Below are 18,686 nucleotides of genomic sequence, written 5' to 3' on the forward strand. Positions count from 1 at the left end.
TCAGCCGAAGATGTGCTCCACGATGCTCGAGGTGTAACCGGTCGGCGCGAGGTTCGTGTAGCGCGTGTCGATGAGCACATCATCACGCCAGAACAGCGTGCGGCCGTCGGTCACGGGGTACTGCTCGTTCGGCCAGGTCTTCTCGCAGCGCGTGCCGCCGTCCGGCGTGAAACAGGAGAAGCCCTCGTCGTCGGCGAGCGCATTGAGCTTGTCGAGCGCGGGCCCGCGGTTCATCCGCGAGATCGTCGTCGTGAGTCGCGTGGTGTCTGCACGCGGGTCCGCCCAATTGCAGGTGAGGGCACCGTCAGCGCCCACTCCCGAAGGCCCGAAGGCGGCGTCGTTGAGAGGGATGTCGCCGAGTTCGGCCAGCACGGCTTCCGACAAGATCGCACGACAGTCGGTCGGCAGGGCGACGGGAGCGGTCGTCGGGGTGGGGGTGGGCGACGGGGTGCTGGTCTCCTCACTGCCTGCCGTGTGGCCCTCCGTGGGGCTGGGCGAAGTGTCCCCGCCATCGCCTGCCTGCGGGGTGCACGCCGTCAGACCGACGAGGAGGAGGAAAGCGGCGGCAGCGCCGGCGAGTCGGGGCTTCATATCCACACCGTACTGCTCGTCGGCGGCGCGACGGGAGTGGAACGCGGTGCAGCCCGTCGGTGCACGGCGCCACGATAGTGTCGGCGGGTGAGCATTCAGACTTCTTCCGCCGGTTCCGTGGTCGTGATCGGCGATGCCTTGATCGATGAGATCCGCGACGATTCCGGCGTCCGCGAGCTCGTGGGCGGTGCGGCACTCAACGTCGCCGTCGGACTGCGGCGGCTGGGAGTCGAGACGACGCTGATCGCCATGCTCGGGGAGGACGAGGCAGGCGCGCACATCCGCGAGTACCTGTCCGACCACGGTGTGCGCCTGATAGGGAGTGAGGCCCCCCTCGGCTCGTCCCGCGCGATCGTGCAGCGGGCGGCCGACGGCGAACCGCAGTATGTCTTCAACGAGGCCGCCCAGAGACGCAGCATCCGATACTCCGACGACGCTCGTCAGGCGATCGCCGACGCCGGGCTCGTCGCGATCAGCTGCTTCCCCTTCGATGAGCCGGCGGAGGTCGACGCACTGCGCGATGCCCTGGGAGACGCACGCGTCGCGATCGATCCCAACCCGCGCGCCGGGATGCTCAGCGACCGGGAGGAGTTCGTCCGCGGATTCGAACAGCTCGTGGCTTCGGCTGCCATCGTCAAGGTCGGTGCGGATGATGCGGCGATCCTCTACGACGGTGACCTCGACGCGCTGCGCGCGCGCCTGCGGGACCTCGGTGCTGCGGCCGTCCTCGCGACCGCGGGTGCCGACGGCGCCACGATCGACGCGGATGCCGGCATCGTCTCCGCCCCCATCGCGCAGCTTCCCGGCGCGGTGATCGACACCGTCGGCGCGGGGGATGCGACTCTCGCCGCCGTCGCAGAGGGCCTGGTCACAGCGTCTCCGTCCGACCTGGGGGAGTGGCGCGCACTGCTGCTGCGCGCGATGGATGTCGCCGCCGCGACCTGTCGCGCAGAGGGCGGACTCCTGCGGACGCCCGAGTCGCTGGAGGCCTCCGGTCGCGGCGTGAGCGGCAGCTGACGGTCCGATTTCTTGCACCCGCCTCCGACAGGTATGCTTGTCTCTCGTGCCCCCGGTTGGCTGTCGAAGTCGGACGGGTGCGCTCTGGCGAGTTACCCAAGCGGCCAAAGGGATCTGACTGTAAATCAGACTGCTCTGCATTCGGGGGTTCGAATCCCTCACTCGCCACCATCCATCACCTCCGCGGAAGACTGCGGAAATCCGAGGGCCCACGCGATCACCGCGGGGGCCTTCTCTCATCCCGCCTCCCGGATGTCGCCACCATGAATATGGTGGTCACATGCTCCAGACGATCCGCGCCCGCGTCGACCTCGGAGAGCGACCATGAGCGCCCCCGCCGGGTGGTACACCGATGACCAGGGTGCGACGCGATGGTGGGACGGATCCCGATGGGATGGCGAGGCGCCGACCCCCGTGACGTCGGGGGAGTTCCCGTCGGTCCCGGAGGGAACGAGCGCGAACACCGTATGGGTGTGGCTGATCGTGCTCCTCCCGGTGCTCAGCGCGATCGCCGCCATCGGATACCTGGTGCAGATGCAGCAGGGGATGTTCGACATGCTCGCCGTCGTCCCGCTGGACGGCTCGTCGTCCCTCGACGTGGAGAGATTCATCGCCGCGGAGATCAACGCCTTCCTCACGCCGTGGTACCTGGTCCTGACGCTGTCGGGCTGGACGATCTACGGGCTCTCCGTCTGGTTCGCCGCCCTCGATGCCCGCGAGCTCGCCGGCCGAGGGTTCTCCCGACCTTTCCCCTGGGCATGGACCTTCCTGTCCTCTCTCGTCTACGTGATCGGTCGTCATGTCGTGGTCCGTCGACGGGGAGGACGGGGGTCGACACCGCTGATCGTGATGATCGCCATCCAGGTCGTCTTTCTTCTCGCGGCGTCCGTCTGGGCATCGGTGTTCGCGGCTCAGCTGTTCGAGACGGTCTTCTCGATGGTCACGATGCGGCGGATGTGACGTGGCCTCGCGAGTGCGAACGGTTCATAGACTGGACTGATGCGACCGCTCACCGAAGCCGAAGTCCGGGCCTCGTTCGTCAATGCGGATGCCGACGAACTGCGCCTCATGGAGATGCCGCACGACTTCCTCCTCGTCGACTGGGACTATCTCGACTTCTTCGCCTGGCAGGATCCCGGCGCGAGTCGCCGTGGCTATGTGCTGATCCCGCACGACGAGGAGATCGTCGGCATCGTGCTGCGCGCGACGGATCCCGGACGTGCGCGTTCGGGCATGTGCAACATCTGTCACACGATGCAGCCCGGCAATCAGGTCGCGCTCCTCTCCGCACGTCGGGCGGGGGAGGCAGGGAAGCGCGGCGACTCGTTCGGCACCTACATGTGCGCCGACCTCTCCTGCCACGAGAACGTGCGTCTCGCCCACCCGCTCGCACCGAACGAGGTCAGGACTCCGGGGCAGGTCGACTTCCGCCTCGACGGCACGCGTCGCCGAATGGAGAGCTTCGTCTCGCAGGTCTGGGAGCGGGTCTGATCGCGGTTACGCTGGTCCCACACGTCCTGCGCTCGAAGGAGAAGCCATGAGTGATGCCATCCTGTTCGCCGTCGAAGAGGGATTGGCACGGCTGACGCTGAACCGCCCCGCTCGCCTCAACGCCTTCAACGCCGACCTCGCACACGCCTGGAAGGACGCGACGGCCGAGGCGACGTCGAGATCCGATGTGAAGGCGATCCTGATCGATGCCGTCGGCCCCGCTTTCTGCGCCGGGGGCGATGTGATCGACATGGCGACGACGATGGAGGCTTCCGGCGCGGAGATCACCGCTCTCGCCGAGGTCATCAACACCGGCATCCGCTCGTTGACGGAATCGGCGGTGCCTGTCGTCGCCGCTGCCCACGGCACCACGGCCGGCGGTGGTCTGGGGATTCTGCTGTGCAGCGACTATGCCGTGGTCGGCTCGCGATCGAAGCTCGGCAGCCTCTACGCGAACATCGGTCTGACCCCGGATCTGTCGGTCTCCGCTCAGCTCGCCCGTGCCGTCGGTCAGCGCCGCGCCCTGCAGCTCGTGCTGCAGGATCGACTGCTGTCGTCGGCGGAGGCTGTGGACTGGGGTCTCGTCGCCGAGGCCGTCGAAGGTGCGGACGCCGTCTCCGAGGCGGAACTGGTGCGTGCTCGCGGTGAGGAGATCGCGCGATTCTGGTTGGCGGGCGCCGCAGACGCCTACGGCCAGGCGAAGCGGCTGGTGCGATCGCAGCCGGAGCGCACGTTCGTCGAGCAGCTGAGTGAGGAGGCGCGTTCGATCGGAGCAGCCCTGGAGACGCCGGATGCGCAGGCCAGAGTCGCAGCCTTCGCCGCAGCATCGGCGAAGAAAGCCGGCTGACCTCTCCTCCACAGAGGCAGAGATCGGGAAAGGTCTTCGGCGACGAGGGCGGCGCCCGTGGCATCTGCGGGCGCGCGTGGCAGGATGAAGGCATCGCCGCACGACGAGAGGATCGCCATGTCCCAGCCGGACATCACCACGCATCAGACGCAGGGTGAGAAGAAGAACATGTCGCTGCTCATCAGGGGTTCCCTGTGGATCGCCATCGGGGCCCTGATCGCCGCGGCGCTCGTGTGCGTCATCTGGGTGCTCATCGGCGATCAAGATGGTCTGATCGGCCGGGCGTTCCTCACGATCCTGCTGCTCGCAGCGTTCGCCGGCATCGCGATCCTCGAAGCCGGTCTCGCGCCGAACCGTCCCGACTGGCTCCAGTTGGCGAGCATGGTGAGCTGGATCGTCGCGCTCCTCGTCGGAGCCGTGAAGATCTGGCTGCCGGAAGACGGCTTCTACTTCGGTGCCGAGCGCTTCTTCCAGCTGCTCCTCGTGATCGGCATCCTTCAGCTCGCCCTGCTGCACGTGCGCCTGTTCACTCCCGCGGCGCAGCGATACGTCACAACATTCACGCGGGTCATCTACATCGTCACGATCACGTTCCTCGCTGGCCTCGTCGGCATGCTCGTGTTCTTCCTGGCCTTCCCGAACACGTTCCACTACGGCGAGCTCTACTGGCGCATCGTGGTCGCGCTGACGATCCTGGTGGCCGTCGGCACGACGCTGATCCCACTGCTGAACGCGCTCTTCGCTCCCAAGAAGAAGACGCCCGCCGATCGCGCTGTGGCATCGCCGCCGTCCTGGCCCACCTACGCAGACGGCATCACCCCGCTCCCGGCGCTTCCCGACGCATCGCCCGACTGGAACGCCTACTACACGGGTTACCCGACCGTCGTGCCGCCGCAGCAGGCGCTCGCCGCAGCGCCGGTCTCGAGTTTCCCGGTCGCGCCCCAGCCCACATCGCCACAGCCCACATCGCCACAGCCCGCTGCTCCGCAGTTCACGCAACCGGTCGCCTCGCCGCAGGTGGCTCCGGGAGAGCATCCGGTGCCACCGGCGCCGGCCGCGCAGCCGACGGCTCCTCCGCAGGAGACCTTGCCGGCCTTCCCGCCGCCTCCCCCCGCCCCGCAGCGGCCTGCCCAGTGACACTCGAACTCGAGCTCCTCGAGCTCGCGAGCGAGATCGCGGAAGAAGCCGGACGGCTCGCGCGCACGCGTCGACAGGAGGGGGTGCGTCTGGCGGCCACCAAGTCGTCGCTGGCCGATATCGTCACCGAAGCCGATCGAGAGGTCGAGGCGCTCATCCGCGAACGCCTTCGGGCCGCGAGGGCCGACGACGGTTTCCTGGGGGAGGAGACCGGTGCCGAGGCCGGCAGCAGCGGGATCACGTGGGTCGTCGATCCGATCGACGGCACCGTCAACTATGCATACGGCATCCCGGCGTACAACGTGAGCATCGCCGCCGTCCGCGGCGATCCCGATCCGGAGACCTGGGAAGCACTCGCCGGTGCGGTCAACGCCCCCGCGCTCGGCGAGATGTTCACGGCCGCCCGCGGCCAGGGCGCGTGGTCGAACGGCGACCGTCTCGAGGTGACCGGAGAGACCCCGGCCGGAGCGCTGCTCGCCACGGGGTTCGGCTACGACCCGACCACGCACGAGGGCGACATCGCCACCGTGGGGCGGGTGATGCCGATGGCCCGGGATCTGAGACGCATGGGAGCCGCAGCGCTCGACCTCGCCTTCGTCGCGGCGGGGCGACTGGACGGATACTTCGAGCGGGGGCTTCGTCCGTGGGACTTCGCCGCCGGCGCCCTCCTCGTCGAAGAAGCGGGTGGCGTGGTGTCGCGCATCGACATCGACTCCCCGCGTCCGATGCTGCTCGCGGGCGGGGTGGAAGTGCACTCGCGACTGCGCGCCATCCTCGACCAGAAACATTGAACGATTCATGGCATTCCCAGACTGATCGAGATATGGTTTATGCGATCGTTACTTTCGCCACCCGAAGGTGAAAGTCAAAGTTTGCGCCCCCCGAGCTTGACGCACGACCGAGAGAAACGCTTTGCCCTCCGAGACTTCCCAGGCTGCCTCTGCGCCCACGCGCCGGTCCAGCCGACTCCGCACTGCGGCCTCTGAGGCCCCCGCGGCGGGACCGACGGCACCCATCTCTGCCGCCGAATCCGCCGCCGCGCCCACTGCCGCCGCCCCCACTGCCGCGGTCGACGCCACTGTCGTCGCCCTGGCTGCTGTCGCCCCGCTTTCCCGGCGTGCCGCCCGCCAGCGCCCCACGGCCGACGATGTCGCCGCCGAGCCGCTGGTCGAGCCCTTCATCGCTCCGAACCCGGAGCCGATCATCGCCGATGTTCCCGATGTGCCCGGCGACGACGCCGACGCGTTCGAGCGTGCGTCCCGCGCGTTCCGTGCGACCGGTCCCGTTCCCACCGTCTCCGCAGCCGACCGTGCGCGGGCGCAGTCGGCGCGCGCCTCCGACGACGAGCCCGTCGCCTCCGTGCATGTGGCCGCCCGTCGTCCCCGCAACATCCGCAAGGCTGTGACTCTCAGCGCGACTGTCGGGGTGATGAGCCTCGCCGGTCTCCTCGCGGTGTCCATGACGCTCCCCGCCGAGGCGGTCGCCGGCGTGCAGGGTGCTTCGGCGGCATCGATGTCGCTGGTGTCGTCCTCCGCCGGAGAAGCGAAGGACGCGGCCGAGGGTGAGATCCAGGCGTTCGTCGCGCCATCCGGTGTCGAGAGCGAGGCGCTCACCCGCGCCGATGACTTCAGCACGGTCTCGCTCGCCGAGGTCGCCGCGGAGCAGGGCATCAACTATTCGGGCGAGATCTTCACGAACGACCCCGACGCCGCGATCCAGTGGCCGTTCCTCGTCGGCGTGGGCATGAGCTACGGCTACGGCATGCGCAGCGGCCGCCTCCATGAGGGCATCGACTTCGTGCCGGGCAACGGCGCGCCGATCCAGGCCATCGCCGACGGCACGGTCCGCATCGCGACCGAACAGGGCGGTGCCTTCGGTGTCACGGTCTACATCGACCACGTCATCGATGGCCAGGTCATCACGAGCCACTACTCGCACATGCAGTACGGGTCTCTGAACGTCAAGGCCGGCGACACGGTGACGGTCGGCACTGTCGTCGGCAAGACCGGAAACACGGGCCGTTCCTACGGCGCCCACCTGCACTTCGAGCTCATCGTCAACGGATCGACCATCGACCCGATGCCGTGGCTCAAGGAGAACGCGGGTCGAACGTCGTACTGACCGGCTCGATTTCATGAGGACGCCACAGTGATGGTATTCTCGTACGGTTGCCCCGCGAGGGGCAGCACGCCCCGATAGCTCAGTGGCAGAGCACTTCCATGGTAAGGAAGGGGTCGTCAGTTCAATCCTGACTCGGGGCTCGCAAGCATTCTTCTCACGCGGACGGATGCCTCGCGGCAGGGTAGCTCAGCTGGTTAGAGCGCACGACTCATAATCGTGAGGTCGCGGGTTCAAGCCCCGCTCCTGCTACAAAACACTGGGCCCGCAGGTGAATCTCACCTAGCGGGCCAGCGTTTACCCAGCGGAAACGATTCGCTCCGGCCGCGCTATGCTCACGATCTTGAAGACTCGCGACGCGCTGGCGCCTATGGCAATCACTCTCCTGCTACTCGCCGGATGTAGCGCTGGCGGCGATGCCAAGCCCGAGTCCACGGTCACCCCCTGGGCAGCTCCGACTCCCGAGGAAGCAACGCCTGAGCAGGTCGCGTCGGTACTCGCCGAGTACGAGACAGATTGGCGTGACGTCATCGACGGCGCGATCGACTGCCGTTTCACATGGACCGTGGACGACACCCCACGGGGCAGCTCCAGGGCACGACCTGCTTCACTACCGAGAAGACGATCGGCATCACGTCGCAGTTGGCTGTCCGCGAATGGGGAGAGATGGAAATCCCGTCATCGATGCAAGATCTGGTCGCCAGCACGTCGAAGGTTCTCGGGCTGATCTCGGAGACGGATCTCGCCGCCGTCTGCGGTGAGGACTCGGAACCGAATGGAACGCAGGAATGCAACGATGCCCTCGGAAGCCGGAACTTCGCCTACTCGATGCTGGACGGTGAGCTCGACAAGTGGAAGCCGTACCTCTGACGGTTCGCGACGTGCTTCCCGCGACATAGGATCATATCCTCGGCCGGAGGAAGGAATCACCGGCTATGGGGAACCCTGGGGCGATGCTCTCCGCTTACCGTGACATGCAGTCGCAGGCGCGATCAGTTCTCGAAGCTGCGAAGCATGGTCCGCTGCAGTCGCTGACACCCCGAGAGCTCGACGAACGTGAGCAGCCGATGACCGTCTACCCGCGGCCGAAGCGGGTGCGTGCGTGGGTGCGGTTCGGGCCTGAGGCGGTGCGCGTAGACGCGAAACTGGTGCGGTCGACGCCCCTCGCCGCCGGGATCGAGTTCCGTGTCGAGGACCAGACGTTCCGCTGCTGGACGCTTCTATAAATGTCAAGCTGACGCGGGGCGGTGCGGAGGGTGTTCACCGACGTCGCTGCCAGGGCCGCGCGTACATCGTTGACCGGAAGGCGAACAACGCTCGCACCGCCGGCGCCACTGAAGCGTCCGTGATGCAACCAGCGACCGAGGCTTGCCTGGTGCCTATCGAGGCGGCTGACACCATGAAAGTAGTAGCAGCCCGCGTTGCGTTTCGAACTGGTCAGTAGGATGCGGGGATGACGTCTTCCACACCCAGCTCCCACCCACCTCGTCCGTTGTCTCGCCGCACATTCGTCGCCGCCGCAGGGACAGCTATAGCCGCATCCGCGGTCGCAGCAGACATCTTCGGACGCCCGACAGCAGCATCCGCTGCGGTGACGTGGGGCTACCCGTTTGCGTCCTTGTCATCCCGGTCTCGCGGATTCATACCGAACGTGCACGCGGGAATCGACTTCACTCCCGGTGAGGGCACTCCCATCTATGCCGTCGCAGATGGGACGATCATCATCAGCGGCATCACCGGCACGGCCAATGCCTATGGCGAGAGCATCTGGATTCAGCACGCAGATGGCTACCGCTCCATCTACGGGCACATGCTCGAGGGAACGCGAGTTCCCGTCGGCCCGGTCCGGCGCGGAGACTATCTCGGAAGAGTGGGCAATACGGGAAAATCCACCGGTCCGCACCTGCATCTCGAGATTCGCCTCAACGACGCCCCCATCAACCCTGACCCGTTCATGAACGGCGCTCCACTCGCCACAACGACACCCAGCGGTCCAGCCCGAGCATCCAACGGACCGACCGCAGTCATCGACACGACGAATCGCATTTCTCTCTACGCGATCCGCACCGACGGAAACCTCTGGGGCGCTAGTCAAGCCAGCGCCGGGGCTGGGCTGTCACCGTGGGTGAAGCTGGGCGGGGACCTGGGGATTTTGAGCGGTCGCCCATCTGTGTTGTGGCTTAACGGCAACATCCTCGCGATTTACGCCCGCACCACGCTTGGCACGATCGTGGGCACTAACCAGACCTCCGTCGGTGGGCCCTTCACTCCCTGGACGACGATCGGTGCCGGCGGTAACGGAATCGTCGGAGACCCCGTTGTGGTCCAGTTCGATAACGGTGCGATCGGAGTGTATGCCGCGACCGATTCGGGAACCATCGCCGGTGTCGCACAGACATCTGCAGGCGCATCCTTCGGTTCCTGGACCCCGATCGGTACGTCCAGTATCCGCCTTCTCGGCAAACCGGCGCTCGCAAAGTACTCGGACGGCCGGATCGCTTTGTTTGCCCGAACCGAGTCATCCCAGATCTTCGGCACCGCGCAGACATCCGTGGGCTCGACTTTTGCCGCGTGGGCCGACCTAGGGACTGGTGGCGCGGGCATCTCGACCGACCCCGCTGTCATCAACGATTCGGACCGACTCACCGTATTCGCCGGGGCCGGAAGCACTGTCTCGAGCGTGTCGCACGACGTCCCTAACGGAGCATTCGGCGCCTGGGTCAACTTGGGCTCCGGTCCAGTATCGGTCGGAAGCGCGACACCGTCAGTCCTGCAAACAGGGTCTACCTACTCCATCTATTCTCTGGGCGGCGACGGCACGGTCTGGGGCTCGACTGTGAACGCCGTCCCAACTCCAGCAGGGTGGGGGCAGATCGGTTCGGGAGCAACCCTGATGACCGCCCTCGCCAGCATCCGCACCACAGCAGGCCTCAATGCGATCTACGGCACGAGCCCGGCTGGTGCCATCGTCGGATCGGGGCAATCCACACCCGGAGGCGCGTTCGGCCCTTGGGCAGCGATGTAGCCCGCCAGCCCCGAACGCCCTTGGTCGTGCAGAGCAAATGGCGAACGACGAAGGATCCCCACTTGGCCGGGTGGGATCTTTCGCGCTCAGATGCCTAATGTCAAACCGGTGACGCGACGTTGTGGAGTGCGTTCAGCATTCGGAAGAGTCTGCGGGCGAGGTAGTGCTTGATGATGCGGAGGATCTCTCGTTTACTCTGGCCCTCTGCGACTCTTCGCGTGACATAGGCGCGTGTGTCGGGGTCGTATTGGAGCTTGTTGACGACCGCCATGTGGAGTGCGTTGTTGAGGCGTCGGTCGCCGCCGCGGTTGAGGCGGTGGCGGGTCGTGTTGCCGCTGGAGGCGGGGATGGGGTTGACACCGGCGAGAGCGGCGAACGCGGCCTCCGACCGGACGCGGCCGTGGTGAGACCAGGCGGTCAAGACGACTGCGGCGGTGACGGGGCCGATGCCGGGTTCTTCAAGGATCGGAGCGGCTGGGCTGCTCTTGATGAGAAGCACCATGTCGGCCTTGTTCGTGTCGAGCTGGTCGTTGAGATCCCGGATGCGCCTGGCGAGCCGGATGGCTTCTGCACGCGCGATCTGGGCGCCGTAGGTGGCGACACCCTCGATCGCCCAGAGCGTGGACGCGTCGCCGCCCGTGCGGCGGGCCGCCCAGCCAATTGCCCGGTGGATGCCGGGCGGGGTCGTCGGGAACTGTTCGCAGCCGAGCTGCTCGCCGGTTCGCGGGTCGATGATGGCGTAAGTGTGGGTGCGGGCGTGGCAGTCCACGCCGATGACATAGGAGCGGGATTGCGCGACGATAGTCACCGCGGCCGCCTCCTTTCCTCTCGATGGATCATTCAGGGCTGGCCGCACGCGGCCGGCGTTGATCCGGGAGGAAATCACTTCGGGGCAACTCTGTGAGGAGTCACAACCTTGATCGGTTGGACAGGCTTCTAATCAAGCCACCGATGTGGGCCGGGTCGACGTCGGCCGTCCCATCGAGTACGGACATGTCCAGCAGAAGGCACCCGAACGGGGCCAGGTTTGGGGTGAGTCACGAACACGGTAGGAACGGCCAACGCCAACCCTGCCAGCCAATCCCAGATCGGCCGACCCGAGTCTCACAGGTCTGGGGCAACGCCGCCACTCTCGCTGACGAGACTCCCACCCGAACATAGTTCGAACATATCTTCGAAACTCGGTAGACTCGTCAATACAAAAGACGAGCAAAGGAGGGCTGATGAGTCTTGCTTATCGGCATCCATTCACCGAAAGCTGGTTCGTACAAGCTGAAGGCGAATGGGGCAACAGGGCAGCGTGGCGTAGTTACCCGCCGCATGCTGGCGTGGACTACAACATCGTTGGCGGATCGGCCGGGAAGACCATCCGAGCGATCGCGGACGGATACATCCGCGGCAAGGGATGGCACAACAACTACGGCAACCGCGTCTACATCGAGCACGACGACGGCATGTGGTCTCACTACGCACATATGCAGAACCCGTCGTCGAAGAACAACGGCGATCGGGTGACACTCGGGACCCCGATCGGAAACGTTGGCACTACCGGCCTGTCGTACGGCGAGCATCTCCACCTCGAGATGGCGACCACCGCAGGGCGATGCCACGACGGCAACACCTCGATCGACCCGATCACATTCATCAACAACAATCCCGGCACGCCGACCCCCGGCCCCGGAAAAACGGAGGAAAACATGGAAGCAATCGTCAAGGTCCCCAACGGCACTATCGTTCACCTGCGTTACGGCGGCAAGACCGACTTCTCCAGCGTGGAGCAGTACAACACCTTCCGCCAGCAGGTCGACACGCTTCGCTCGCTCGGCGCGACCGACGTCATGGCGCTGCCTGAGCTATCGAAGGTTCCTGGCGTCGCATGGGACACGTTCTCGTTCCTCGCCGGCTACATCGGTGCCCCCACGTCCTAACCCCCTAGGTCAACGTGAGACCCCGCCCGGCCGCAAGGCTGGGCGGGGGTCTCACGTTTGCCAACTCGCTGCCGACCCGACGCTGGCAATTATTCGATACGGTGTGTGCGTGATAACTTCTCCGGACGAAAGCCCGCCCCCAAAACCGTATTTGTCCCGCCGAGGCTTCATGGCCGCTTCAGGTGTCGCCGCGTTCGCCGCTTCCGTTGGTGTATCGGTCGTAGCCAGCGATGCAGCACACGCCACTTGGGGCGGCTACAGCAACGGATACATCCCAGTTTCCGTCCTTTCGCCAATTCCGTGGGACACGATCCGAATTCTTCGGACCGACGCCCGTGACGCTCTCGTCGCCTTGAACGTCGCGTTTCGGGCCCACTTCGGGCACAACATCACCATCAACGATGGCTATCGCGATTATGCCGAACAGGTCCGAGCGAAAGCCAAGTACGGGAACAACGCAGACACTCCCGGAAAGTCGAACCACGGCTGGGCGATCGCGATCGACGTCGCGAACACGAACCGAGTGCAGATCGGCTTCTCACAGCCGATCTATGTCTGGCTCAAAGCTAACGCGGGAGCCTTCGGATGGATCCACCCAGGGTGGGCTGAGCCAAATGGCTCTCGCCCCGAAGCCTGGCACTGGGAGTACAACGGCACCTGGAACGGCGCCACTCCCACACCCGAAGACAACGCCATCTATCGAACGATTCAAAGGAACAACAACATGGCATCTCTCTACTACACGACCGTGAACGGTGTCACCACCTTCGCGCTCGCAGGTGACGGCGTCGGAAATGCCGCTTGGCTCGAAACTACCGATCAGGCGCTTGCAAACGCACTCGCAGCGCAGCACGGCAACGCCGCGTACCTGACACAGGGATCCTTCAACCAGTGGAAGGGCTGGTACCTGGGCCAGTAGCACCGGCGACAGAACGACGAAAGACCCCCACCCGGCCAAAGGCTAGGTGGGGGTCTTTTGAGCACAAGCGCGTCAGCGGAGGTCTCGCTGTAGCACGCGGGAGACCGCGGCATCGGTGTTCGCAAGCGCCTCGATGGGCTCGATGGTGGCCTGCTTCACCAGGGTCACGTCGGCGTAGTCCTTCGGGATGCCGTTCGACACGATCGACAGCGCGGACGCTGCACCCGCGAGGACGGCTGTCGCGACCGCGCCAGCCGCGGCGAGGCCCACGCCAAGAAGCGCGTCACCTGTCGTAGGGATCGTGATCGCAGCGATCGGGATCACGGAAACTGTGGGTCGCGTACGCGCGCTTCCGGGATCATGACGGCGCGACGCGTCAAGTGGAGCGAACCGGGGCGACCGGACAGAAGGCGGAGGATGCACTGAAAGCGGCGCTGCTGGAGCGCTCTGCGCTGCACGGCGAGGAGATCAAGGCAGACACTGCCGTGAAGGTGATAGCGGAGAAGTGGTACGCGGACGAAGTCGACGGGCGCAAGGCCTACAACACCGAGCGCAGATACCGCGAGGTGCTGGATCTGATGGTGCTCCCGGGGGTCGGGATGGTACGAATTCGCGAGATGTCAGTCGCGCGATGTGACCGTTTTCTCAAGGACGTCGAGAAGGGAAGGGGGGCATCGGCCGCGAAGCATGCAAAGACGGTGCTCACCGGCGTGCTAGGCATGGCGGCTCGCTTCGGCGCGCTCAACGCGAATCCGCTGCGCGACGTCGGATCCATTCACATCGAGAAGAAGACCGTCGAGGCCCTCGAACAGCTCGAGGTGCAGCAGATGCGCACCCTGCTCTATGCGGATGCGGATGCGGATGCGGTCGGGCGCGATATCCCGGGCGGCGTCGACTTCATGCTTGGAACGTCCGCGCGCATCGGCGAGATGCTGGCCACTCGGTGGCTCGACCTCGACCTCGAGGCGGACGTCCCGACCGTTCGTCTCCACGCCACGGTGATCTTCGTGAAGGGCGTGGGCATGGTGGTGCAGGAGCATCCGAAGACATCGTCATCTCGGCGGATCGTACCGTTGCCCGGATTCGTGGCACGAATGCTACTGGGGCGCGTCAATGAGGCTCGGCACCCGGAACTCGTGTTCCCTTCGCACCGCGGTCTGGTGCGGGATCCCTCGAACTTTCGCAAGGGATGGGACGCATTCAAGGAACGCGCAGGCTACGAATGGGTGCACCCGCATGTCTTCCGGAAGACAGCTGCAGCGCTTGTGAAGGATCCGGAGCTCGTTTCTGGACTCCTCGGCCTTGCGGACAGCACGGTCACGAAGACCCACTATCTGCCGCGGGCGACGATCGCACCGGACGTGCGTGACCGGCTCGACGCGATGGGGGACGCGCCAGCGAGTACCCAGCGGAAAGCACGAGCAGTTGTACCGATCAACTCCGAACGACGAGGACGATCACAGCAGGCCGGAGTAAGCGAAGCGGGATAGTCGGGGACGGATGCCGAACAATGAAGAACACGGGTTGAGACTCGTGAGGTCGCGGGTTCAAGCCCCGCTCCTGCTACAGAACGAAACCCCGGTTCGCCGGGGTTTTTCTGGTTCCCGGGGTGCGATCCGAGCCTCAGCGCGCCGGTTGCAGGCCTCCGATGGGTGAGTCCATATCGCCGTTGACGTACATGTACCTGTCGACGATGTCGGCCGAGCGACCGACGCTCAGCCAGGTGTCGACGCCGTCGCACACGTTCGTCGTCTGGGGGACGAGCGCTTCCAGGTCGATCCTGCCGGAGGAGTCCTGCGTCCATCGGCCGCTCAAGTCGTTGCATCCGTCGTTGCCGTCAACCGTGCCGTCGGCGGAGAACCGCAGGTACGGGGTGCCGCCGACGCTCGCCTCCCAGTCTCCGACGGGGTCGGGGAGCGGCGGTGGCGTCTCGACCGGAATCTCGCCGCTCGCGATCCTGTCGTTCCGCTCGTGCATCGGGGCCAGGCCGACCTGGAACAGGATGCTGGTCACGATCGCCGACAGCAGGACGAGGACGACGCCGAGCAACGGGCCCCAGTACGCGGGCTTCCTCGTGTGTCGGGACACCACGGCGACGACCACCGCCGCGAGGACCGAGGCCCCGATCGCCCACGGATAAGCGGCGCGGGCGCCGAAGGCGAGATCCAGATCGCAGTCGCCTTCGCAGCCGACAGCGCTGAACGACTCGAGGATCTGCGCAAAGTACGTCACGAGGAGGATCAGAGGGATGAGGATCCACAGGCTGACCGCGAGTCCGCGCCGATCCGACCGTTCCTGGTCCGCTGTTCCGACCGAGGAGTTCGCCGCGTGCATGCCGTTGAATGTAACAGCCTCGCTGCTGGGTATCGCGATTCGGCGCTCCTTGCGGCGGGAACGCTCCGCCGAGGTCGCCCATCTCCACGATCCAGGCCAGTATCTTTTGGATACCAGGAGCGCTTGCGGGTAACTAGAGTGCTTCGGATAGCGTGACGCGCATGACAACCATGAACACTCCGAACTCCGCCTCCTCGTCGCATCCTCTCCCCGAGCGCATGCCCGCGATCGGCGCCCGCGGTCGACGTCCCGTGACCGATCCCACGTCCCTCAGCGACATCTCGCTTCCCGTGCCGAACCCCGTCGGTCGAGATCTCCTCGTCGAGGTGCAGGGCGTGTCGGTGAATCCCGTCGACGTGAAGGTGCGCGCCGGCGCTCCCACGTCGGGTGCGCCGCGGATCCTCGGATATGACGCGGCGGGAGTCGTGGTCGCCGTCGGTGACGAGATCACGCGTTTCGCGGTGGGGGATCGCGTCTACTACGCCGGGCAGATCGACCGCCCCGGCACCGACGCCCGATACCACCTCGTGAACGAGAACATCGTGGGTCATGCGCCGCACACGCTCTCGGTGGCCGAGACGGCCGCTCTGCCCCTCACCGTCATCACCGCCTGGGAGAGCCTGTTCGACCGCCTCGCCCTCACCCGCGAGAGCGAGGGCGTGCTCCTGGTGATCGGTGCCGCAGGGGGCGTCGGATCGTTGATCATCCAGCTCGCGAAGGCGCTCACCCGTCTCGAGGTCGTCGCGGTGGCCTCTCGGCCTGAGACGGCGGAGTGGGTGCGGAAGATGGGCGCAGATCACGTCGTCGGCCGCGACTTCACCAGCGAGGTGTCGGCGCTCGCTCCGACCGGTGTCGACTACGTGTTCACGTCGTTCACGCCCGGCAACGTCCGCGCGATCGCCGACGTCATCCGTCCACGAGGACAGGTGGTCTCCATCGACGAGACAGGGGGCAGCATCGACGCGCTCAAGGCGAAGAGCGTCACCTGGCGCTGGGAGCTCATGTTCACCCGGCCGGTCACCGACCCCGCCGATCACTACCAGCATGACCTGTTGGAGAGCGTCGCCGCCCTCGTCGACGACGGCACCCTCCGCACCACGGTCACGACCCACCTCACCCCGCTGAACGCCGAGACCATGCGTCGGGCGCACGAGATCGTCGAATCGTCGCGCACCATCGGGAAGGTCGTCGTGACCGACTGGCCGGAGGCAGACCTACTGCAGTGAGGCCGACCCGAGCGCGGGGGTGCGCTCGTCCACTCCGCGGATCACGACCCAGACGATCGCGACACCGACGATCCCCACCAGCAGGTAGAGGAGGTTGGCGATCACGGAGACCCCGCTCGGCGTGCCCACCCCCGCGGCGAAGACCGAGAAGTCCCACACGCCGTGCAGCACCATCGCCCAGATGAGCGATCCGGTCACCCGGCGCAGGATGTAGAGCGCCGTCCCCATGAGGAAGGCGGTGCCCACCTGGCTGACGGTGCCGGCGAACGGTGCGCCGAGAAGCACGTTGACGAAGTGCATCACCGCGAAGAGGGCCGAGGAGAGGAGCCACACCCAGACCTCGGCGAACCGGGATCGCAGAGCCGTGAGCAGCAGTCCGCGGTGCACGATCTCTTCCGTGAAGCCGACCAGGAGGAGCACGAGCGAAGCGCCGAGGAACGCACCGCTGTACGCGCTCCAATCGGTACCGGCGAGATTCAGCACGGCGGCCACGGCGACCAGGATCGGTACGAAGATCGGCCAGGTGTGACGGCTGCGCTGCGCCTCGTGGATCGCCGGGCCCCACCAGCCGAGCAGGCTCGTGGTGATCCCGAGGAGAATCGTCGCGACGATGAGGGAGAGCCCGGCGCCGAAGAAGAGGTTGCCGGCACTGTCGCCCCATGTGTCGTAGGGGATCCCCGTGGACTTCTGGATCGCGAACACCACGACGATGTAGCCGACCCAGATGACCAGGCCGATCCATACCCGCGGCTGCACGCGGAGCGACGGCGCCGTCATGCGGAGCGCGTCTCGGAGAGGGACGGCTGGGCGTCGCCGACGCGACCGCGGATGAAGAAGATCAGCACGAACCCGGTGATGATCACCGCGATGTTGCCGAAGGCGGCGAAGGCCGTGAGTGGACCGTCCGCGGGATACGCGGACTGCAGGAAGATGCTCGGGTCCGTGCTCGCGTGCAGCAGGATCGGTGCGATCAGCGTGCCGGTGACGCGAAGGGCCAGATACATCAGGATGCCGAAGGCGAAGGTGTACAGGACCTGGATCGCGGTGGTCAGCAGAGGCTGTCCCGAGAGCAGGTTGCCCGCGTGGAGGAGGGAGAACAGCGTGGCCGAGATCACCGCGACGACGATCTCGCGGTAGCCGGCCTTGCGCATCAGGGTCACGACCAGGCCGCGGGTGAGGACCTCCTCCGTCAGCCCGATCAGGAGTCCGGTGAGCAGCCACGTGAGGACGACGTCGACGCCGACAGCTCCATAGTCGATCGTGGCGAACCGGAGGATGTTGAAGAGCAGGACGACGACGATCGCGATCCACATCCAGCCACGGCCGCGGATCGGCTGCCGCGCGAAGAGCTCGCGCCACCATCCGACCGACAGGGTGAAGAGCGCCAGGATCACGGCTCCGATGATCTCGGGCAGCAGGTAGAACACCGCGACACCGGCTGTGCCCGCCGGGTCCTGGACCTGCTCGGCGAGAGGGGTGAAGACCAGTGACAACAGCTGGAACAGGGCGAAGTAGACGGCGGTGAGCAGGAGGGCTCGCCACCAGCCGCCCCTCTCCCAGAAGGTCTTCCAGAAGGATGCGATGGGTGCGGGTGACGACACGGGGACTCCAGGCGAGGTGGGGGACGGCCTACTGCTCGTCAGTCTGGCGCAGACCGACATATCGCGTCCACCTGATCATCACGGCGTGTCAGCGTGGTGCAGACCTTCTGCCGTGCGCGCCGCGGGCCGGGGGCAGGTGGGGGATCGGGATGGGGCGCGTTGCACGGGAGGAGTCCTGGAACCGCCGCACGGCCTCGAGGACGTCTTCGGCGGAGGAGTACCGCAGGGCGAGCGGGAGGTCGCGGCGCCACAGCACCTCCACCTCGGTGGGGGCATCCTCGAAGATCGTGCAGACGACTCTGCGGTGGTCGTTCTCCGGGTACTGCAGATCGTGGATCGCCCAGTCGCTCGCGCTCACCTCGACCAGCGTGAATCTCCGGTCTGGATCGTGCTCCATCATTCTCCTCGCTGCCCCCACGATGAACACTGCTCGATCGGGACGCGAAAGGGGA

Annotated in this window: 21 protein-coding genes and 3 tRNA genes; 17 read left to right on the forward strand and 7 right to left on the reverse strand. The window is 66.1% G+C overall.

Annotated features, from left to right (window positions below):
• A complete protein-coding gene (locus MST3598_RS04370) occupies nucleotides 1-591 on the reverse strand; it encodes a hypothetical protein (RefSeq protein WP_029259805.1) in 591 nt (196 codons plus the stop codon).
• A gap of 87 nt (nucleotides 592-678) precedes the next feature.
• Between MST3598_RS04370 and MST3598_RS04375 the strand changes: the two genes are divergently transcribed.
• The 13 genes from MST3598_RS04375 (at nucleotide 679) to MST3598_RS04435 (ending at nucleotide 10,226) form a co-directional block, all read left to right on the forward strand.
• Nucleotides 679-1,608 carry a PfkB family carbohydrate kinase gene (locus tag MST3598_RS04375; RefSeq protein WP_029259806.1) on the forward strand — a complete coding sequence of 310 codons (930 nt, stop codon included), beginning with the start codon at nucleotides 679-681 and terminating at the stop codon, nucleotides 1,606-1,608.
• An 86-nt stretch (nucleotides 1,609-1,694) separates the two neighbouring features.
• Nucleotides 1,695-1,779, forward strand: a tRNA-Tyr gene (locus MST3598_RS04380).
• A gap of 153 nt (nucleotides 1,780-1,932) precedes the next feature.
• Nucleotides 1,933-2,568: a DUF2510 domain-containing protein gene (locus MST3598_RS04385; protein ID WP_051671116.1), complete on the forward strand. Its 636-nt coding sequence runs from the start codon at nucleotides 1,933-1,935 to the stop codon at nucleotides 2,566-2,568.
• A gap of 39 nt (nucleotides 2,569-2,607) precedes the next feature.
• Nucleotides 2,608-3,099 carry an FBP domain-containing protein gene (locus MST3598_RS04390; RefSeq protein ID WP_021199015.1) on the forward strand — a complete coding sequence of 164 codons (492 nt, stop codon included), beginning with the start codon at nucleotides 2,608-2,610 and terminating at the stop codon, nucleotides 3,097-3,099.
• A gap of 46 nt (nucleotides 3,100-3,145) precedes the next feature.
• Nucleotides 3,146-3,946, forward strand: a complete 801-nt coding sequence (locus MST3598_RS04395) for an enoyl-CoA hydratase/isomerase family protein (protein WP_029259808.1) — start codon at nucleotides 3,146-3,148, stop codon at nucleotides 3,944-3,946.
• 117 nt (nucleotides 3,947-4,063) lie between these two features.
• A complete protein-coding gene (locus MST3598_RS04400) occupies nucleotides 4,064-5,083 on the forward strand; it encodes a hypothetical protein (protein ID WP_051671118.1) in 1,020 nt (339 codons plus the stop codon).
• The gene (locus MST3598_RS04405) at nucleotides 5,080-5,874 is read left to right on the forward strand and encodes an inositol monophosphatase family protein (RefSeq protein ID WP_029259810.1); all 795 of its coding nucleotides are present in this window, start codon (nucleotides 5,080-5,082) and stop codon (nucleotides 5,872-5,874) included. Before MST3598_RS04400 ends, MST3598_RS04405 begins: the two co-directional genes overlap by 4 nt.
• A 121-nt stretch (nucleotides 5,875-5,995) precedes the next feature.
• Nucleotides 5,996-7,204, forward strand: coding sequence for a M23 family metallopeptidase (locus MST3598_RS04410; protein ID WP_029259811.1), 1,209 nt, complete (start codon nucleotides 5,996-5,998; stop codon nucleotides 7,202-7,204).
• 68 nt (nucleotides 7,205-7,272) lie between these two features.
• Nucleotides 7,273-7,344, forward strand: a tRNA-Thr gene (locus MST3598_RS04415).
• A gap of 35 nt (nucleotides 7,345-7,379) precedes the next feature.
• A tRNA-Met gene (locus MST3598_RS04420) sits at nucleotides 7,380-7,453 on the forward strand.
• 414 nt (nucleotides 7,454-7,867) lie between these two features.
• Nucleotides 7,868-8,071: a hypothetical protein gene (locus tag MST3598_RS04425; protein WP_157749855.1), complete on the forward strand. Its 204-nt coding sequence runs from the start codon at nucleotides 7,868-7,870 to the stop codon at nucleotides 8,069-8,071.
• 83 nt (nucleotides 8,072-8,154) lie between these two features.
• Nucleotides 8,155-8,427 (forward strand): hypothetical protein, encoded by a 273-nt coding sequence (locus tag MST3598_RS04430; protein WP_231494471.1) that lies wholly within the window; start codon nucleotides 8,155-8,157, stop codon nucleotides 8,425-8,427.
• A 425-nt stretch (nucleotides 8,428-8,852) separates the two neighbouring features.
• The gene (locus MST3598_RS04435; RefSeq protein WP_029259814.1) at nucleotides 8,853-10,226 is read left to right on the forward strand and encodes a peptidoglycan DD-metalloendopeptidase family protein; all 1,374 of its coding nucleotides are present in this window, start codon (nucleotides 8,853-8,855) and stop codon (nucleotides 10,224-10,226) included.
• 100 nt (nucleotides 10,227-10,326) lie between these two features.
• Here MST3598_RS04435 and MST3598_RS04440 read toward each other — a convergent pair whose 3' ends face one another.
• A complete protein-coding gene (locus MST3598_RS04440; protein WP_029259815.1) occupies nucleotides 10,327-11,034 on the reverse strand; it encodes an IS110 family transposase in 708 nt (235 codons plus the stop codon).
• 415 nt (nucleotides 11,035-11,449) lie between these two features.
• Between MST3598_RS04440 and MST3598_RS04445 the strand changes: the two genes are divergently transcribed.
• Nucleotides 11,450-12,154 (forward strand): M23 family metallopeptidase, encoded by a 705-nt coding sequence (locus MST3598_RS04445; RefSeq protein ID WP_081860154.1) that lies wholly within the window; start codon nucleotides 11,450-11,452, stop codon nucleotides 12,152-12,154.
• Between the two features lie 169 nt (nucleotides 12,155-12,323).
• Entirely contained in the window at nucleotides 12,324-13,073 is a 750-nt protein-coding gene (locus MST3598_RS04450) for a M15 family metallopeptidase (protein ID WP_081860155.1), read from the forward strand.
• Between the two features lie 72 nt (nucleotides 13,074-13,145).
• Here MST3598_RS04450 and MST3598_RS04455 read toward each other — a convergent pair whose 3' ends face one another.
• Complete coding sequence (locus MST3598_RS04455; RefSeq protein WP_029259818.1) at nucleotides 13,146-13,397, reverse strand: hypothetical protein; 252 nt, start codon at nucleotides 13,395-13,397, stop codon at nucleotides 13,146-13,148.
• A gap of 56 nt (nucleotides 13,398-13,453) precedes the next feature.
• Between MST3598_RS04455 and MST3598_RS04460 the strand changes: the two genes are divergently transcribed.
• On the forward strand, nucleotides 13,454-14,563 hold the full coding sequence (locus MST3598_RS04460) for a tyrosine-type recombinase/integrase (protein WP_051671122.1): 1,110 nt from the start codon (nucleotides 13,454-13,456) through the stop codon (nucleotides 14,561-14,563).
• A 133-nt stretch (nucleotides 14,564-14,696) separates the two neighbouring features.
• Here the strand turns inward: MST3598_RS04460 and MST3598_RS04465 are convergent, their stop codons facing one another.
• Nucleotides 14,697-15,407, reverse strand: a complete 711-nt coding sequence (locus MST3598_RS04465; RefSeq protein WP_051671124.1) for an META domain-containing protein — start codon at nucleotides 15,405-15,407, stop codon at nucleotides 14,697-14,699.
• Between the two features lie 161 nt (nucleotides 15,408-15,568).
• Between MST3598_RS04465 and MST3598_RS04470 the strand changes: the two genes are divergently transcribed.
• Nucleotides 15,569-16,633 (forward strand): zinc-binding alcohol dehydrogenase family protein, encoded by a 1,065-nt coding sequence (locus tag MST3598_RS04470; protein WP_231494472.1) that lies wholly within the window; start codon nucleotides 15,569-15,571, stop codon nucleotides 16,631-16,633.
• Here MST3598_RS04470 and MST3598_RS04475 read toward each other — a convergent pair.
• The 3 genes from MST3598_RS04475 to MST3598_RS04485 form a co-directional block, all read right to left on the reverse strand.
• The gene (locus MST3598_RS04475) at nucleotides 16,622-17,410 is read right to left on the reverse strand and encodes a CPBP family intramembrane glutamic endopeptidase (protein WP_051671127.1); all 789 of its coding nucleotides are present in this window, start codon (nucleotides 17,408-17,410) and stop codon (nucleotides 16,622-16,624) included. The two genes, MST3598_RS04470 and MST3598_RS04475, sit on opposite strands and share 12 nt — an antisense overlap.
• A complete protein-coding gene (locus MST3598_RS04480; protein ID WP_029259823.1) occupies nucleotides 17,407-18,234 on the reverse strand; it encodes a CPBP family intramembrane glutamic endopeptidase in 828 nt (275 codons plus the stop codon). The genes MST3598_RS04475 and MST3598_RS04480 overlap by 4 nt, the downstream gene beginning before the upstream one ends.
• Before the next feature lie 88 nt (nucleotides 18,235-18,322).
• Nucleotides 18,323-18,631 carry a hypothetical protein gene (locus tag MST3598_RS04485; protein ID WP_029259824.1) on the reverse strand — a complete coding sequence of 103 codons (309 nt, stop codon included), beginning with the start codon at nucleotides 18,629-18,631 and terminating at the stop codon, nucleotides 18,323-18,325.
• Nucleotides 18,632-18,686: the final 55 nt, after the last annotated feature.

This window comes from Microbacterium sp. TPU 3598 (genome assembly GCF_002356155.1).
Classification (GTDB): domain Bacteria; phylum Actinomycetota; class Actinomycetes; order Actinomycetales; family Microbacteriaceae; genus Microbacterium; species Microbacterium maritypicum_A.

Excerpts from the sequence above, each read along its gene's own strand:
- MST3598_RS04400 (WP_051671118.1), top strand. The coding sequence starts at position 4,064 with ATGTCCCAGCCGGACATCACCACGCATCAGACGCAGGGTGAGAAGAAG.
- MST3598_RS04485 (WP_029259824.1), bottom strand. The coding sequence starts at position 18,631 with ATGGAGCACGATCCAGACCGGAGATTCACGCTGGTCGAGGTGAGCGCG.
- MST3598_RS04395 (WP_029259808.1), top strand. The coding sequence starts at position 3,146 with ATGAGTGATGCCATCCTGTTCGCCGTCGAAGAGGGATTGGCACGGCTG.
- MST3598_RS04430 (WP_231494471.1), top strand. The coding sequence starts at position 8,155 with ATGCTCTCCGCTTACCGTGACATGCAGTCGCAGGCGCGATCAGTTCTC.
- MST3598_RS04450 (WP_081860155.1), top strand. The coding sequence starts at position 12,324 with ATGGCCGCTTCAGGTGTCGCCGCGTTCGCCGCTTCCGTTGGTGTATCG.
- MST3598_RS04425 (WP_157749855.1), top strand. The coding sequence starts at position 7,868 with ATGGAAATCCCGTCATCGATGCAAGATCTGGTCGCCAGCACGTCGAAG.
- MST3598_RS04475 (WP_051671127.1), bottom strand. The coding sequence starts at position 17,410 with ATGACGGCGCCGTCGCTCCGCGTGCAGCCGCGGGTATGGATCGGCCTG.
- MST3598_RS04385 (WP_051671116.1), top strand. The coding sequence starts at position 1,933 with ATGAGCGCCCCCGCCGGGTGGTACACCGATGACCAGGGTGCGACGCGA.
- MST3598_RS04465 (WP_051671124.1), bottom strand. The coding sequence starts at position 15,407 with ATGCACGCGGCGAACTCCTCGGTCGGAACAGCGGACCAGGAACGGTCG.
- MST3598_RS04390 (WP_021199015.1), top strand. The coding sequence starts at position 2,608 with ATGCGACCGCTCACCGAAGCCGAAGTCCGGGCCTCGTTCGTCAATGCG.
- MST3598_RS04470 (WP_231494472.1), top strand. The coding sequence starts at position 15,569 with ATGACAACCATGAACACTCCGAACTCCGCCTCCTCGTCGCATCCTCTC.
- MST3598_RS04370 (WP_029259805.1), bottom strand. The coding sequence starts at position 591 with ATGAAGCCCCGACTCGCCGGCGCTGCCGCCGCTTTCCTCCTCCTCGTC.
- MST3598_RS04445 (WP_081860154.1), top strand. The coding sequence starts at position 11,450 with ATGAGTCTTGCTTATCGGCATCCATTCACCGAAAGCTGGTTCGTACAA.